The sequence below is a fragment of the Sporolactobacillus vineae DSM 21990 = SL153 genome, assembly GCF_000377985.1.
In the GTDB taxonomy this organism is placed as follows: Bacteria; Bacillota; Bacilli; order Bacillales; family Sporolactobacillaceae; genus Sporolactobacillus; species Sporolactobacillus vineae.
Map to the genome: position 1 here is coordinate 283,486 of NZ_KB899044.1, position 15,904 is coordinate 299,389.

The 15,904-nt window shown below is 50.9% G+C and carries 18 protein-coding genes and 1 riboswitch; of the genes, 3 read left to right on the plus strand and 15 right to left on the minus strand.

Annotated elements, in window-relative coordinates; translation table 11 throughout:
• The first annotated feature begins 160 nt into the window (after window positions 1–160).
• Genes D889_RS0105580 through D889_RS0105590 form a run of 3 tightly spaced genes read left to right on the plus strand, consistent with a single transcriptional unit; the run spans window position 161 to window position 2,485 of the window.
• Entirely contained in the window at window positions 161–1,021 is an 861-nt protein-coding gene (locus tag D889_RS0105580; protein ID WP_010631675.1) for an alpha/beta hydrolase, read from the plus strand.
• Between the two features lie 5 nt (window positions 1,022–1,026).
• Complete coding sequence (locus D889_RS0105585; RefSeq protein ID WP_033403893.1) at window positions 1,027–1,692, plus strand: ABC transporter ATP-binding protein; 666 nt, start codon at window positions 1,027–1,029, stop codon at window positions 1,690–1,692.
• Window positions 1,679–2,485 (plus strand): ABC transporter permease, encoded by an 807-nt coding sequence (locus D889_RS0105590; protein ID WP_010631673.1) that lies wholly within the window; start codon window positions 1,679–1,681, stop codon window positions 2,483–2,485. The genes D889_RS0105585 and D889_RS0105590 overlap by 14 nt, the downstream gene beginning before the upstream one ends.
• A 143-nt stretch (window positions 2,486–2,628) precedes the next feature.
• On the opposite strand, the gene D889_RS0105595 is transcribed toward D889_RS0105590, so the two are convergent.
• The 15 genes from D889_RS0105595 to D889_RS0105665 all read right to left on the minus strand — a co-directional run bounded on the left by D889_RS0105595 (window position 2,629) and on the right by D889_RS0105665 (window position 15,858).
• Window positions 2,629–3,120 carry a QueT transporter family protein gene (locus tag D889_RS0105595; RefSeq protein WP_010631672.1) on the minus strand — a complete coding sequence of 164 codons (492 nt, stop codon included), beginning with the start codon at window positions 3,118–3,120 and terminating at the stop codon, window positions 2,629–2,631.
• An 8-nt stretch (window positions 3,121–3,128) separates the two neighbouring features.
• Window positions 3,129–3,177: riboswitch (PreQ1 riboswitch) on the minus strand.
• Window positions 3,178–3,301: 124 nt separating this feature from the next.
• On the minus strand, window positions 3,302–3,985 hold the full coding sequence (locus D889_RS0105600) for a zinc metallopeptidase (RefSeq protein WP_010631671.1): 684 nt from the start codon (window positions 3,983–3,985) through the stop codon (window positions 3,302–3,304).
• A 143-nt stretch (window positions 3,986–4,128) separates the two neighbouring features.
• Entirely contained in the window at window positions 4,129–4,908 is a 780-nt protein-coding gene (locus D889_RS0105605; RefSeq protein WP_010631670.1) for a sporulation protein YpjB, read from the minus strand.
• A gap of 163 nt (window positions 4,909–5,071) precedes the next feature.
• Window positions 5,072–5,608 (minus strand): YpiB family protein, encoded by a 537-nt coding sequence (locus D889_RS0105610; RefSeq protein WP_010631669.1) that lies wholly within the window; start codon window positions 5,606–5,608, stop codon window positions 5,072–5,074.
• Window positions 5,609–5,665: 57 nt separating this feature from the next.
• Window positions 5,666–6,922, minus strand: a complete 1,257-nt coding sequence (locus D889_RS0105615) for a tetratricopeptide repeat protein (RefSeq protein WP_010631668.1) — start codon at window positions 6,920–6,922, stop codon at window positions 5,666–5,668.
• A gap of 178 nt (window positions 6,923–7,100) precedes the next feature.
• On the minus strand, window positions 7,101–7,922 hold the full coding sequence (trpA, locus tag D889_RS0105620; protein WP_010631667.1) for a tryptophan synthase subunit alpha: 822 nt from the start codon (window positions 7,920–7,922) through the stop codon (window positions 7,101–7,103).
• On the minus strand, window positions 7,919–9,157 hold the full coding sequence (gene trpB / locus D889_RS0105625) for a tryptophan synthase subunit beta (RefSeq protein WP_010631666.1): 1,239 nt from the start codon (window positions 9,155–9,157) through the stop codon (window positions 7,919–7,921). Before trpB ends, trpA begins: the two co-directional genes overlap by 4 nt.
• Window positions 9,135–9,800 (minus strand): phosphoribosylanthranilate isomerase, encoded by a 666-nt coding sequence (locus D889_RS0105630; protein WP_018962199.1) that lies wholly within the window; start codon window positions 9,798–9,800, stop codon window positions 9,135–9,137. Before D889_RS0105630 ends, trpB begins: the two co-directional genes overlap by 23 nt.
• Window positions 9,784–10,578 (minus strand): indole-3-glycerol phosphate synthase TrpC, encoded by a 795-nt coding sequence (locus tag D889_RS0105635; RefSeq protein ID WP_010631664.1) that lies wholly within the window; start codon window positions 10,576–10,578, stop codon window positions 9,784–9,786. Before D889_RS0105635 ends, D889_RS0105630 begins: the two co-directional genes overlap by 17 nt.
• Complete coding sequence (trpD, locus tag D889_RS0105640) at window positions 10,571–11,599, minus strand: anthranilate phosphoribosyltransferase (protein WP_010631663.1); 1,029 nt, start codon at window positions 11,597–11,599, stop codon at window positions 10,571–10,573. Before trpD ends, D889_RS0105635 begins: the two co-directional genes overlap by 8 nt.
• A 298-nt stretch (window positions 11,600–11,897) precedes the next feature.
• Entirely contained in the window at window positions 11,898–12,698 is an 801-nt protein-coding gene (locus tag D889_RS0105645; protein ID WP_010631662.1) for a CheR family methyltransferase, read from the minus strand.
• A gap of 50 nt (window positions 12,699–12,748) precedes the next feature.
• Window positions 12,749–13,168, minus strand: a complete 420-nt coding sequence (gene ndk / locus D889_RS0105650; RefSeq protein ID WP_010631661.1) for a nucleoside-diphosphate kinase — start codon at window positions 13,166–13,168, stop codon at window positions 12,749–12,751.
• A 122-nt stretch (window positions 13,169–13,290) separates the two neighbouring features.
• Window positions 13,291–14,259 carry a polyprenyl synthetase family protein gene (locus tag D889_RS0105655; protein ID WP_010631660.1) on the minus strand — a complete coding sequence of 323 codons (969 nt, stop codon included), beginning with the start codon at window positions 14,257–14,259 and terminating at the stop codon, window positions 13,291–13,293.
• A gap of 78 nt (window positions 14,260–14,337) precedes the next feature.
• Window positions 14,338–15,060 carry a demethylmenaquinone methyltransferase gene (locus D889_RS0105660; protein WP_010631659.1) on the minus strand — a complete coding sequence of 241 codons (723 nt, stop codon included), beginning with the start codon at window positions 15,058–15,060 and terminating at the stop codon, window positions 14,338–14,340.
• A gap of 6 nt (window positions 15,061–15,066) precedes the next feature.
• Window positions 15,067–15,858: a heptaprenyl diphosphate synthase component 1 gene (locus D889_RS0105665; protein WP_010631658.1), complete on the minus strand. Its 792-nt coding sequence runs from the start codon at window positions 15,856–15,858 to the stop codon at window positions 15,067–15,069.
• Window positions 15,859–15,904: the final 46 nt, after the last annotated feature.

Here is a 15,904-nt window from a genome sequence, read left to right on the forward strand (position 1 = left end):
CCTTTTTTTCTATGGGGATTAGCTACCATTTTAATCGGAACTGAGCTGCTGTCAACCACCTTTGGTCTGTTCAAATATTCGGAAAAGCGATATTCTATAGTTATCTGTCGATTTTGGCCGCAATAGCGAATCAATGACGTTTGCAACGGGGGATTTGCTCGTGTATAAGAGAAATTTTTTATGGTTTGGCGTGATTCTGATCATCCTGCTGGTATCCTTATATTTTGCCAACGGGATGCTGAAGGGATTAACGAAACTGCATACGACCGATGTTGTCGCCCGGCAGCAAGCCGGCTATCAGGAAAAGGCAAAGGCAGGGCAAAATCAGGCGCAGCAAAAAGTGCCGGTCGTCTTTATTCACGGCTGGAAAGGCAGCGAGAAAACATTTGGACCGATGATTCGCCGGCTGCAAAAGAAGACTTCCGGTTTGTCTGACCCACAGATCATTCGTATCGATGCAAAAAATAAGATTACAGTTTCAGGAAAGCCGACGCCGGGACGCGCACCTCTTTTCCAGATCGTCTTCAGTGACAGTGAGGGAACGATTCAGCAGCAGATCCGCTGGTTGAACGCTGCCTTTCACTATCTGAAAAAAAATGAGCACATCACCCGGATGAATGTCGTTTCTCATTCGCTGGGCGGAGTGGCATTTACCTCCTGGCTGGAACAAAAAGGCACTTCCGGAAATGATCCGGAAACCGTCAGCTTCATTCCAATTGCTGCCCCATTCGACGGGGCGATCGGACAAGTAAAAGAAATCCGTACGCTCTACCCGAATCGCAGCCGTATCCCGGCCGGAATGAAAGTACTGGCGATTGCCGGAGTCGTAAAGAATAAGGAGCAAGGCGACGGACAGGTTTCGCTGCAGAGTGCGCTAGCCGGCAAAAACTTGTTTCGTGCAAAAAATTACCATGAAAAGGTGATCTATGGAACCCTGGCGTCACACAGCAAGCTGCATGAAAATGCAAAGGTGGACCAGTTTGTTGCTGATTTTCTCTGGAAGGGCAGGATCTCGAAGTGACAGATATGCCGGATAAAGTAAAGTTTCATCTAAAAAATGTCACATATAAGAATGTATTGTCGATTGAACAACTGGATATCCCTGCGCAGCGACTGACGTGCATCATCGGAGAAAGCGGCAGCGGAAAAACCACTCTTCTGAGGCTGCTCAATCATCTGACCAGCCCGGATTCGGGACTGATCGAACTGGATGGAAGAAATCTCCTCGACTGGGATCCTGTCCAGATCCGCCGAAACGTCGTGATGCTTTCGCAGGCACCCGTCATGTTTCAGGGAACGGTCAGAGACAATCTCCTGATCGGCCTGCGTTTCTCTGACAAGCCTGCCGTGCCTGATGAGACATTGACGCAGCTCCTTGAGACACTTCACTTACATCTTTCGCTTAATGAAGACAGCGCTTCTCTGTCCGGCGGTGAACGTCAGCGAGTCGGTCTGGCCAGAATTCTTCTTCTCGATCCGTCTGTTTTGCTGCTGGACGAACCTTCTTCAGCGCTTGATGAGGAGACGGCCAGACGGGTCATGATCCAATTGACGGACTACTGTCATAAGAGGGCCAAAACAATCGTCATGGTGACCCACTCTTCAGATCTCGTGGAAAATTTTGCGGAAAATATTATCCGGATCGAAAAAGGCCGTCTGGCGGAGGAGGCTGAATCAGATGCACGGCAGTGACCTGACTTTATGGCAGCTTGCCTCAGCATATATTTTTATTCTTATATTATTAGTGATCGTTAAAATCAAGGGCATACACCGCGAGCGCGAGATTCTTATTTCTTCAGTCCGGATGACCGTCCAGCTGATGATCGTCGGCTATATTCTGGCGTATATTTTCGGGCACGCAAACCCGCTGGCCACCGTGCTGATCCTGCTGCTTATGCTGCTCTTCGCCATTTATAACATTTTCCAGCGTGCCAAACTGCCGCTGAACAGAGTGCTCAAGAAACGTATCGCCCTGGCCATGTGTATCGGTGTTGCAGCGACACTCAGCTATTTTGTCCTTGTGACGCTCAGCGTGTCTCCCTGGTACAATCCGAGATATGTGATCCCGATTGCCGGGATGATCATCGGAAATACAATGACCGGTGTCTCTCTGGGTGTCAATACACTGCTCGAAGGCATGCGCTCAAAGCGGAATCTGGTTGAGACAGCACTGATGCTCGGCGGAACACCGGCAGACGCATCACGGCCGATCCTCAATCAGGCTTTTGATAGTGCGATGCTGCCGACGATTAATTCGATGGTCGGTATGGGGATTGTTTTTCTTCCCGGCATGATGACCGGTCAGATTATCGGCGGTGCATCGCCGCTGCAGGCGATCCGTTATCAGATTGCCGTGATGCTGGGGATTGTCGGCGGCGCATCACTGACCGTTCTGTTGTTTGTGGAGATCGGTTATAAGGCTTTTTTCAACAACCGGAGCCAGCTCCGGGAACCTTTTAACGAACACGAAAAAGCAAAAAGATAAGAGACGGATTCTATAGATTTTAGCTCTCCAATACTTAGCTGTTGTTTTCACCCGCAGACGCTCGCTTTCCGTGGGAAAACAGTCTGGATTTATAAAAAGGCGGATCGAAAATTTTTCCGGTCCGCCTTTTTAATCACGATTAATTAAATTAATTTTGCAAGATTAATCCGTTTGTTTACGGCGTAGAAAATCAGAGCGCCGATAACCAGCACGATAAATTCACCGGCCGCAATGGTCAGCCAGTTTACCATAAACGGCACTTTGCCGGCGATCCCTGCAAGTTGCAGTTCCAACGCGATGATCCACATCATGAACGTGAACGATGCCACGTTGATCACCATTCGCCATTTGATGCTCTTCACTAATTTTGTACAAATAATTGTGATCAGCAGCGAAAGAATGGACTGGCCGGTACCGAAGACAAGGTCAAAGGCCATCAGCGGTGAAAACAGGTTGGCAATGAAAACACCACAGACAATACCGAAAAAATATTTCTTGTTGAACACAACAAGATGATTCAGCATTTCCGAAATCCGGAACTGCAGGGCATAAAATGCGATCGGCTGCACGATCAGCGTGAGTACCACATAAATTGCAGCAACAATAGCGTTAGCCGCAATCAGTTTGAGTTTCATATGAAAACTCCTCCTTAGTTTTTTGATAGACGTGGGATGGTTTCGAACCACGTAAGCATCAGGTTCAAACTATTTTATTCTAAACCAGCCATCAAAAATGTCAACAGCAAACAGCCCGGTTCACGAATGGAACCGGGCTGTTTGCTGTTGATCGAATCTTATTCCTTATTTTTCAGGCTTTTCAATTATCCCGGTTGTTCGACAGGAAGATCATCAGAATGAACCGGACCAATTCCATTGCCGAGACCAGTGCAGCAGCGACATACGTCATTGCTGCAGCGGACAGCACCTTTCGTGCCCCTTTTCGTTCATCTTCCTGAATAATGCCCAGGCTGACGACCTGCTTCAATGCACGCCCTGAGGCGTCAAACTCAACCGGGAGCGTCACGAGCTGGAAGAGCACCGCTGCTGCAAAGAACGCGACACCCAGTACGGCAAGATTCATCATACCCAAGAGAAATCCTGCAAGAATCAGGAAGTAGGACAGATTAGACCCAAGATTGGCGACCGGAACAAGCGCACTTCTGACACGCATAAACGTGTAATTGTTTGCATCCTGAATCGCATGACCTACCTCGTGAGCGGCAACAGCTGTCCCCGAAATCGAGGCACCATTGTAAATGTCTGTCGACAGATTTACTGATTTGTCACGGGGATCATAATGGTCAGTCAGTGTGCCCTGAACTTCCCGGACGGACACATCATACAGGCCGTTATCATCGAGAATCTTCCGTGCCGTCTGTGCACCGGTAAGGCCTGTCGAATTTCTGACTTCGGCATACTTAGCGTATGTCGATTTCACCCGCATCTGTGCCCATAAGGGAATCAGCATCAGCACGGCCATGTAAATCAAAAACTGAAACATGCATTCATTCCTCCATATGTGTGCGTTCTCAATTGTTCAGCCGAGTACCGGAAAATTTCCCGGACTCAGCTTTTTTCTCTAAACTAATTATACAAATTTTAAAGCAATTGTACCGTTTGTGTCAAAATATTTTCACAAGTTAATTATCGGTACGTCATTCTCGGCCAATGAGAACCGCCCCTGCTGAATCGCCTCCAGGAGACAAAAGCTAATGAAAGGATCAGAACAACACCGATCACAAAAGCGATGAATGGAACACGGTTCCCCTGAATGGCCATCGTCTGCAGATGAAACAACTGGCGGAATTCGGCCCGTAATTTGCTGAGGTCAGCAAGACTTTCCCGATTGGTCAGCCCATCTTTGCCGAGACCGGACACCAGCCGGTCAACCCGGTTCAGCAGATCGTCGGAACCGCTGATGACCAGCGCGGGGTAAAGAATGGCATATTGATTGAGAAATTGATTTCGCTGATCGTAAAAAGCCGCCCTGTCATGTTTTCGCATCGCGGATTCCATCGCCCCGATCGTCGACAGAACCGGATCCCGCATCTGCGTCCACAATGGATCATGATTCCCGGCCGACAGTGCGTCAAGGCTCAGCCGCAGCGAAAGCGCCCGCGCCGGTCTTTCTCCCGCTGATGTGCTGCCGGTCAGAACGGAACCCAGCTGATCGAGCTGAATTTCTATTGTCCGCTGATCGGTTTCGGAATACATGGATTTTATGGCCGACCACGATGCTTCCAGATTTTTCAATACAGCTTTCGCCGCCTGAATTTGATTTGCGTCGGTATATTGTACGATCTGGTCGGCCTGATCCGATAATGCAGCCGATGTATTTTTCCCTGCGCCTTCAGCGAAGCTGCCGAACGAAAAAAAGATATAAAAAATCACCAGCATGCCGGCAATGACTTTCCCTGACTTCATGGCTTGCCCCCTCATGACCAAGATCTGCTTGTCCCCATACATGATATGCCGAAAATCCGCAAATATGAGTCATACGAGGGCGGACTGCGAGAGTGGGTCGGCCGTCAATACGCAGCATGATGATGATATCGTTTACATTTTCAACAGTCAACTTTCTGGAAAATTATCGCTTCAACGCTTTGAGCTCCTCCGACAGCTGAATAAAAGCTGCTTTATCACCCTTGTCCAGGGCAAGATTGATTCTGTTTTTCAGTCGTTCTTCCGCATAAGCGCGCTCTGCTGCTCCGGTTGCTTCCTCAGCCGCCGCGCCAAACGTGTCGTGAATTGTTTTTTCATGGTCCGGCCGGTCTTCAAGTACGGTATAGTACTCCGCGTGTCCTTCCACACCATGAAGCTTGAGAGAAATATAAACCGCATCCGTCTGGTCAAGACGCAAATCATGAAATGCTTTTTCCGGATCATTGGTCATCACGGAATCCTTAATGTATCTGAAACGTTCGATCCGGTCTTCTGCAGCATGAATATCGATGGCCCGTCTGCACCCTTCAACAGATTCAACAAAGTGAACAATGCCTAGAATTATATCGTCACCCATCAGATAGTTAAACAGCCAGATGATCTCTCTGTTCCTGAGCAGTCGTTGTTCCAGAAACCATTTGATAAACGCTTTCTTCTGAACCGCCGGTACGATTTGTTCCATCATCCGTTCCCCCCCCGGAAAAGCAAATAAATAAGGTTCTCTTAAATATATTCCATCTTACATTGAATCATCCTGCTTTAATCGTTCTACAAAAGCCGTCAGATCCTGATCTTCCGGATGAAGCCGGGCTGCTTTTTCCAGATTAGCCAGACCTTCCGCGCTTTTTCCTGTATCACGCAGATATTCTCCGAATTCCTGAAGAAATTCGGCATTGTTTGCGAATGCAGGGGCACAGCTTCTGTAGTACTTTTCAGCTTCTTTTAATCGGTCAGTGCGATTCAGTGCCGTCGCCTTGAACCATATCAGCATCGGATCGGTCATTTCCTGACTGCCGGTCAGTTCAAGAATCGTGTCGTAATCTTCATCCTGTGCTTTTAATTCAACCATCCGGGTCAGTGCTTCAACGTTTTCCGGCTCAAGCGCGTGCCATTTCTGATAGTAACCGTAAGCCTTGTCCGGATGATGCAGCTTAACAGCCAGATCACCTGCCTCCTCAAACATCCGGGCGTTAAAATCATCCTGCTTCAGACCCTCCTCGACGGTCTCGAGTGCCTGTTTCGGATCGCCTTCATGCTCATAAGCATGGGCAAGTACAGGATAAAGCGTACTGTAGCCCGGATCCATGTCCTTCAATTCATTTAATGCTTTGATGACCGTCTTGTTCTGGTCAATCCGTGACGCGGTCACCGCATAGTCAAAAAGCCCGTCGAGTGTCTTTTCCTTTTTCAGGCCCTTTCGGTAATATTTGAGCGATTGTTCAAACTCGCCCGAGAGGCTCAGAGCTTTAGCCAGCTTCAGTGCGACGTTCTGTCCTTCCAATTGGTTATTATCGACAACTTTTCTAAGAAACTTGACCGCTTTTATTTCTTCACCGGTATCCAAGTAAAATTCGCCGAGTGCCAGCTGCACGACGGGTTCACCGGGCGCCGCTTTCAGTGCGCCGAGCAATTTATTTTCAGCAACCTCATCAAGCCCCTCGAGGCGGTAAAGATCGGCAAGCATGACCTGAGCACTGAGATAATTCTCATCAAGGTACGGGATTCGTGATAAATAGTCGATCGCCCGGTTCTCCTGTTTATTGTCAATCAGTAAATCTGAAATCTGAAGCAACAGTCCGCTGTCGCCGGGATAACGCCTCAGCAAGCTTTCATAAACGCGCTGAGCTTCGTCAAGGAATCCATATTCCTGATACAGAGACGCAGCACCGTAGAGCAGGTCGTCATCTGCGTGACCGACCAGCTCTTTGAGCATGGCCAGTCCGTCCTCTGTCTGTCCGTTTTCGAGCAGCGCATTTGCTGTTTCCAAATCGTTCATGAAATAACCTCCACCTGTTTCCGGTCCGAATACTATCTTTATCTTAATCAACATGGGGATTAACTTCAATGAATCAAACCCAACAAGGCTCCGGAGGTACTGTCCCTCCGGAGCCGTGAACCTGGTCCCTTTTCCCGCATCTGCGGACCTTATGTAAGACGGAATGATGCGGCACGCTTCACCTGTTTCCTACTGCCTGCCCCAGGAGCCTTTCTTCAAGAATCCGTTTGATCTGTGCCGCTGCTTCAGAACATGTCCGGCGGTCCGACAGGCGTTCCGCTCGTTCACCGATCAGCGACACGATCGCGCTGCCGACAATGAAGCCATCCGCATGGCTTCTGAGTGCGTCAACCTGCGCGCTTGTGGAAATGCCGAATCCGACAGCCGTCGGAAGATCTGTAACGGTACGGACCCGATCGAGAAAGGGGAACACGGACGGATGAAACTGCTTCCGGACTCCAGTCACGCCCAGTGAAGACACACAGTACAGGAAGCCCTGTGCCGATCCGGCGATCGCCTTGAGCCGCTTATCTGAGGTGGTCGGAGCAACAAGGGAGATCAGGCAAATGTGATGCATGCTGCACGCCTGTGCCAGCTCCCGGCTTTCTTCAAACGGAAGATCGGGAACCAGCAACCCGTCAACCTGATTTTCTTGGGCCAGCTGAAAAAAAGTCTTGCTGCCCAATTGAATCAACGGATTGATATAGGTAAAGACGATCAAGGGAATCGTGACGCCGTGTTCCCGGATTCGGCCGCAGAGCCGGAGCGCCCCTGCCAGCGTCATTCCGTGCTTCAGCGCGCGCTGGGATGCTTTCTGGATCACCGGACCGTCTGCGAGTGGGTCAGAATAAGGAATACCCAGTTCAAGTGCACTCGCACCGGCAGACTGGAGCATCGCTGCCAGTTCTATCGTTGCGTCTTCCGTCGGGTCGCCGGCGGTGATAAACGGGATGAACAGCATCCCTCTTTTTTTATTGACAAACTCGTCCATCCGGCTCATTTCGATGTACCTCCTTCACTTTTCTCCTTATCTGCCAGGTAACTCAGTACGGTTCGGACATCCTTATCGCCGCGGCCCGAAAGATTGACCAGGATCGACTGCTCCGGGCGCATGGTTTTCGCTTTTTTAATAGCGAGGGCAAGACCGTGAGCACTTTCCAGCGCCGGGAGAATACCTTCAAGTTTACTCAGCCGGAGCAGCGCATCGATCGCTTCATCGTCCGTCATCGCTTCGTAGTGCGCACGCCCGGTCCGGGCTAGATGCGCATGCTCCGGCCCGATTCCGGGGTAATCAAGTCCTGCGGAAATGGAATACGGCGCAATGATCTGACCGTCCGGATCCTGAAGCAGGTAAGTCATGGCACCGTGGATCACGCCGAGGCTCCCCCTGGTCAGCGTTGCTGCATGCTGATCCGTATCCGTTCCCTTACCGCCGGCTTCCGCACCGTATAAAGCGACCGGGTCATTCAGAAATGCGGTAAACAGGCCCATCGCATTGCTGCCGCCGCCGACACAGGCACACGCAGCATCGGGAAGCTTGCCCGTCTTCTCAAGTATCTGAGCTCTCGCTTCGTCCCCGATAATCCGCTGAAAATCGCGGACCATCAGCGGATAAGGATGGGGACCGACGACGGAACCGTCAATATATGCCGTGTCCTCAACATTCGCCGCCCAGTAGCGAAGCGCCTCATTGATCGCATCCTTCAGTGTTCCGTTGCCGCCTTCCACAGGAACGACCTCCGCACCGAGCAGTTTCATACGGAACACATTCAGTGCCTGTCTTTTCACATCCACGGCGCCCATGAACACCTTGCACGGCATGCCGAAGTAAGCGGCCACAGTCGCCGTGGCAACGCCGTGCTGACCGGCCCCCGTCTCGGCGATCATTCTCTTCTTGCCCATCCGCCGGGCGAGCAGGGCCTGACCGACCGCATTATTAATTTTATGCGCCCCTGTATGGTTCAGGTCCTCCCGCTTCAGGTAGATCTGTGCGCCGCCGACTTCACGGGTCAGCCGGGCACAGTACGTGACCGGCGTCGGCCGTCCTGAGTATGCCTTAAGAATGTGATGGTAGTCGGCGAGAAAATCCGGATCATGGATTGCTTCTGTGAACCCCTTCTCCAGTTCGAGCAGGGCATGCATCAATGTTTCCGGCACGTACTGACCGCCGAATTCACCGAAACGACCCTTCCTCTGCCCTTGTTCCGCCGGTTCAATCTGCGGCTGTCTGATCATATACACCACACACCTTTTCTTCTATTTTTCGGATCTGCTTGCTGTCCTTGTGAAAATTGCTTTCAATTCCTGACGAAATGTCGATGCCTTCCGGACCATAACGGAGCAGGTCGCCGACATTTTCCGGGCGGATGCCCCCGGCGATCAGGCAGATTTTACCCTGACGACGGGCCTCTTCCGTATACAGCGGGACCTGATGCCAGTCAAAGGCGATACCCGTTCCGCCAAACTGCCCCGCCACTTTCGTATCGATCACATAACCGTCGACGTACCCTTCATAAAGACGCATCTCATTCAAGGAAGAAGCGCCGTGATGGATCGCTTTCCAAACCCGGATGCCGGTCTTTTTCCGGATTGCTGCGGCATATTGGGGACTCTCTCCGCCGTGGAGCTGGATCACGTCAATACGGACTGTACGCGCCGTCTTCAAGATCAGATCCATCGGGTCATCGGCAAAGACGCCGACGATTTGTTTATGTCCGGCAGGACCTGCCTGATCCAGCCAGTCGGCTGCCTGTAACGGGCTGACTGCTCTCCTGCTTTTTTGTGTAAAAATGAAGCCGAGATAGTCCGCCCGGCTGTGCATCGTTTTGCGTACGTCTTCCAGTGAATGATTCCCGCAATATTTAAGCTTCAGACGCATGACGGCTCACCTTCGCTCCAAACAACGTCCGGACCCGGTCCGGAATTGAATCGGCGCAAACCAGCGCTTCGCCGACCAGCAGAGCATCTGCGCCATGGTCTTTTGCAAAGGCAACGTCGCTTGATGTATGAATGCCAGATTCCCCGACGAAGACAACCTCCTTCGGGACAACTCTGCGGATTTCCGCCGTCACCGAAAGATCCGTGGCAAATGTCCTCAGATCACGATTATTAGCTCCCATGACCCGAGGAAGGAACAGATCGAGAATGCGGTCGGCTTCACGGACACTGTGAACCTCGACGAGGGCCTCCATACCGCGTACTTCCGCTGCCTGATACAGTTCATAGAGCCTTTCCGGATCCAGTGCCGCCGCGATCAGTAGGATGGCGTCTGCACCGACGCGGTCGGCCGCTTCAATCTGGCGCTCGTCAATAATAAAGTCTTTCCTGAGGATCGGCAGCGTCACCGTTTTCCTGATTCCGGCCAGGTCGCTCAGCGAACCATGAAAATAGGTCATGTCCGTCAGCACACTGATCGCATCTGCCCCGGCCTCCTGATAGAGCGAAGCAGCTTCCCCGGGCGTGCGTTTGAACATGAAGGTCCCCTTTGACGGGGATGCTTTTTTCACTTCGGCGATCAGACCGACCTGATGATTTGGCGTTTTCAGAGCTTTCGACAATGAGTGGTGTGTGAAAAAGGTTTTTCGTTCAGGCATCTTAAATGCTTCAAGCTCCGCCTGTTTTGTGACCATAATCCGGTCGAGAATGGACTCAGGCATGGGCAGCAGCTTCCGTTCTCTGAGCACGCAGCAAGCTCAGCTGCCTCCGTGCCTTTCCGTCGCCGATTGCCTGATCCGCCTCATGCACACCTTCTGCGATTGTGCTGGTTCGCCCGGCGACGAATAAACCGGCTCCGGCGTTCAGCAGAACAGCGTTCCTGGCCGTCCGGTTTGCCGTCTCACCATCGAGTATTTGTTCAATCAAAGCCGCACTCTCGGCCGGGTTGCTGACCTGAATGCCGCTCATTGTTCCGGAGGCCAGCCCGACTGATTCAGGTGTCAGCGTAAACCGGCGAATCTGTCCCCGCTCCACCAGAAGACAGCGGGTTGCTCCGGTAACGGAAATTTCATCCATCCCGTCTTCACCGGAGACGATCAGGGTCCGGTGCGTCCCCAGACTGGAAACAGCATGGGCATAGGCTTCGGCAGCTTTTTCACTGTAAACACCGAGCAGCTGGCGCTGAGCCCCGGCCGGGTTCGTCAGCGGACCAAGCAGATTGAAGATTGTTCTGAATCCCAGGGCTTTTCTCGGTTCAATGGCGTATTTCATCGACGCATGATAGACCGGGGCAAACAGGAAACACATATGTGTTCTCTCCAGCAGCCGCTCTGCTTCCTCCGGTGTCGTGCGGACAGGAATGCCCAGGGCTTCCAGGACATCGGCAGCGCCGCTTGTTGAAGAAACGGACCTGTTGCCGTGTTTGGCTACATCGACACCCAGTGCAGACAGGACAATCGCACTAGCTGTTGAAATATTAAATGTCGCCGTCCCATCACCGCCTGTTCCGACGATGTCCATCAGTTCTCTGTTGCTGTTCAGGTGTTTTGCATGAGCGCGCATACTGCGCACACACCCGGTCAGTTCTTCAACGGTCTCACCGCGCAGGCTCAGAATCGACAGGAAACCGGCAATCTGAGCCGGACTTGCCTGCCCGTCCATGATCTCATCCATCATGCCCTCGGCTTCTTGTTCCGACAGTGTTGTTCCGGCGACTAATTCTTTGAGTTTTTCCTGAAACATGATTCCCACTCCTCTTTTTTTGAGGAATGAGCAGTTTGACTTTGAGAGGGGGATCTTTCAAAGGAGGAATCCTGATCGAAATGCAGAAAACCCGCAGAGAAAATCCCTGCGGGTTCAGGTTCGTAGTCAGTTGAAGTACCCTCAGCTCTTCTCAACTCAGCTCATTCTCTTGTCTCATTCTTGAATCTGGCCGACAATGTCCTGTGACACTGTCCGACCTGTTTAGCGTACTCTTATCATAGCGATTGGAAGCAGAACTGTCAATTACCCGAAATCGTGAACGGGGAAAAATGTCCGGTCATTCCGACTGTTTTTTATCCTGCTTCCGGTAAAAAAAGGATTCCGCGGAAGCCAGTCCAAAAATATCCGGCCGGAAGATCTGCTCGGTGCTGCCGACAAACAGAATGCCGCCCTGATTCAGGGCATGGCCGAATTTTTGATAGATAAGCGACTTGCCTTCTTCAGTAAAATAGATCAGCACATTGCGGCAGACAATCACATCAAATCGTCCCGGTGCAGGATCACGCAGCAAGTCGTGGCGGAGAAACCGAACGCTCCTTTTCAGTTCCGGACGAATCCGGTAAAATGGCCCTTTTATTGTAAAGAACTGCTGCTGCTCTTCAGCAGAAAAGCCGGATACTGCCTGCTGCTGATAAATCCCGGCCTCGGCCTGACGCAGGACTTCCCTGTCTATATCAGTCGCCACGATTCGGTAATGATTCCCGGAAAAGTATTTTCCAATCAGCATCGACAGAGAATAGGGTTCCTCACCGGTTGAGCAGGCTGCGCTCCAGACCGTCAGATTTTCCTTGCGGGCCGCTATCCCTTTTATCTTGTCCTCAAGAATCTGCCATCGGGATGCATTTCTGAAAAATTCGGTGACATTTATCGTCATCCGGCTTAACACCTGATCAAGCAGCTCGCCCGACTGTTCCATGCCATCGGCCAACGCAACCAGATCAGGAAACTGTTTTCTCGCCCGAAACGAATTCAGACGACGCTTCATCTGTTCTTCTTTATAGAGGGAAAGATTGATCCCGGTCAACCGAAAAAAGCGCTCTTTAAATTGCTCATAATCCTGATTCCTGTCGCTTTCCATCACTATCCACCTGTTTCGTCCTGCCTGTTACTTTTTTCGGATAGAATGGATTAATCGTTGACCAGTTCCTCATCTTTGAAAAAAAGGTGGATCTCCCGTTCTGCATTTTCAAGCGAATCGGACCCATGAATCACGTTCCGGTTCATCCGCGTCGCATAATCTCCGCGGATCGTTCCCGGCAGTGCTTTCTCCGGATCTGTGGAACCCATCATCCAGCGGGAGAGTTTGACCACATCTTCGCCTTCCCAGACCATGGCAAACACGGGACCGGAAGTCATGAAACCGATCAGATCCTCGTAGTACGGCCTTCCAATATGTTCATGATAGTGTCTTGCTGCAAGTTCCGGCGAGATTTTCATAAACTTTCCGGCAACCATGCGAAAACCCTTGGCCTCAAAACGGGCGATAATCTTTCCAATCAACCCTCTCCGGACAGCATCCGGTTTAATCATAAGAAATGTTTGTTCCATGTCAGTCAGTCCCTTCAGATAAATCGTTTTCATTATATTTGAACACCTAGTGATCGCTGCTCAGTGATCAGGATGTATCATCCATCTATTACCATTCTTTCAACAGACAAACCTTCCCGGGGTCAATAATTTCTCGTCCCCACATACCCGGCAATTTCTTCAAGAGCTTTCGTGGCCGGTATCTGTGGTAATTGTTTTAATACTTTTCGTGCTTTGTCAAGATATCGGTCGCTCAGCTGTTCTGACCGGGCAATCGCATCGGACGCACAGATCGCCTGAATCAGCGCCTGCCACTCCTCATCAGATGCCTGGTCCGACTGTAACAATGCCGCCACAGCGTCATGAAGCTGCCTATCCTGCAGCGCATAAAATGCCGGGAGCGTAATATTTCCGCTGCGCAGATCGCTTCCGGCCGGTTTCCCCAGCTGTTTCTCAGTCCCGACAAAATCAAGTATGTCGTCGGTGATCTGATAGCTCATACCAAGACAATAGCCAAAGTAGTATAGCTTTCCGGACAGGCTGAGGCTGCACCCGGACGCATAACCGCCAAGCTGGCAGCTCAATGCCATCAGGATCGCCGTCTTCCGCTTGATGCGCAACAAATAGGCCCGAAGATTCTGGTTCAGATTATAAAGGTCGCGAATCTGGTCAATCTCTCCGAGGCTCAGATCACGGATGACCTTCGAAATCATTCGGTGCGCCTGTACATGGTCGAACCGGGAGATCAGTTCAATCGCCCTGGCGAAGATATAATCCCCGGTAAACATGGCGACCCGGTTATCCCATTTCGCCTTTACCGTAGGCTTGCCGCGTCTTAAGCCTGAATCATCGACAACGTCGTCGTGTACCAGTGAGGCCATATGTATCAGTTCAAGGGTCACTGCTGAATCAAGTACTTCTTTCCGGTCCGGGTCCCCATACTGCGAGGCAAGCAGAACCAGAATCGGCCGGATTCTCTTTCCGCCGGCGTGCAACAGATCCAGTGATGCTTCTCGCAGAAGCGGATAAGGCGCCTGCAAATAGGACTCCAGTTTCCGTTCGATGATATTCAGATTCTTTTTCTCTTTAAGATAGATCTGTGCCAGACTCAATTCATTTCACCCTTCAGATTGCCGCCGCATCGCCTAGCCATGAGAACAGCCATTGTTCCTTTTGTACTTGTCAGCAAATCATTTCTCCGGTTTGACCGCTTTATGAATCGCAGCAATACCGCCCATCAGCGGTTTCACGGTGACCACTTCAAACCCCGCCTGCCGGAACAGGGCGGACAATTGGTCCCGGTCCGGAAATTTATGTGCCGATTCGTTGAGCCAGGCATATTCCTTGTAGCTTCCCGCAAAAAGTTTCCCGAGAAACGGCATGATGAAGCGGAAATAAAAGAAATAGAGCTGCCGGTATACCGGTACATACGTCTGTGACGTCTCCAGGCAGACAAATGTGCCGCCAGGTTTCAGAACCCGGTAGATTTCCTGCAGGACTTTCAGATAATCCGGCACGTTCCGCAGCCCAAAACCAATTGTCGCCCCGTCAAAAGTCGCTCCATCATAAGGAATCGCCATCGCATCACCATTGACCAGTCTGACATTTTCCAAATCTGTATTGTCCAGTTTCATTTTTGCGATTTTAAGCATGTGATCACTGAAATCCAGTCCGACAACCTGTCCCTCAGGTCCGACATCGTTACCGAGCGTCAGTGTCCAGTCGCCCGTTCCGCAGCAAATATCGATGTAGCTGCTGCCCGGAGCGGCTGCTGCCAGCTCATCAGCAAGACGCCGCCAGGTTTTATGCCGGTTAAAACTGATTAATGAATTCATCGCGTCGTACTTTTTATAAATCGTCTGGAAAACTTGATGTACTCTCTTATGTTTCGCTTCCGGATCCATTGCCGTCATTAACGATTAACCTTCTTCCAGCGCATAGCTGCAATACATCCGCATCTGTTTCCTGAGATAGTCAAGGAGTTTACCGGGCATCGTGCAGCTTTCTGCTGTCTGCCCGGCACTTTTCTCAAATTCGGCAGCTGCATCAAGTATGACATGGTCCATTCTCCTGCCAAGCTGTTCGGATTTCAGTTTAAAATGTGTTTCAAAGAACTTGCAGATGTTTGTCAGCGCTTTTTTCTGCATGCATCCCAGACGTTCCTGAACGATTCTTTTCACAAGAAAATAATGATGAATCACAGGAATCCAGTGATCCTGTTCCAGTCCAGCAGCAATACGTACAATCAAAGCGCTTTCCGAAGCACTCAAAGCCTGAACGGCCTGATCCCAGTCCGGTTCCGGGCCGCCATTGTAATAAAGCCGGCATTTCTCAATATTAAATTGCTGAATCGCCTGCGCCACCCAGCGGACAATATCGATTTGTCCGCATCTGGCCAGAGAATAATAGTACATGGCACTATAAAAGTCGCCGGACAGCGCTGTCAGCTGCCGTCGGCGAATAGCCGAATTGTCCGTCAGTGTGTCGTTCGTCATCCATTCATGGGTTGTCAGTCCGACCTCTGCGATCATGACACTTTTGGCACATATACCTGCATCGCGGTCACCGACTTTTGTCCGGAATAGCAGGTAATATATCAGCAATTTATCTTTATCGACAGCAGGATGGGGCAGAACGCGTCTGATATAAGGATGATTCAGCTCATCCTGAAGCTGTTCATATAACCGGTCTACTTCCTGCTCAATAGGCATGGGTAGCCTCCCCCGCCCAGCTTAAGCATCACAAGCCCCTTGCTGG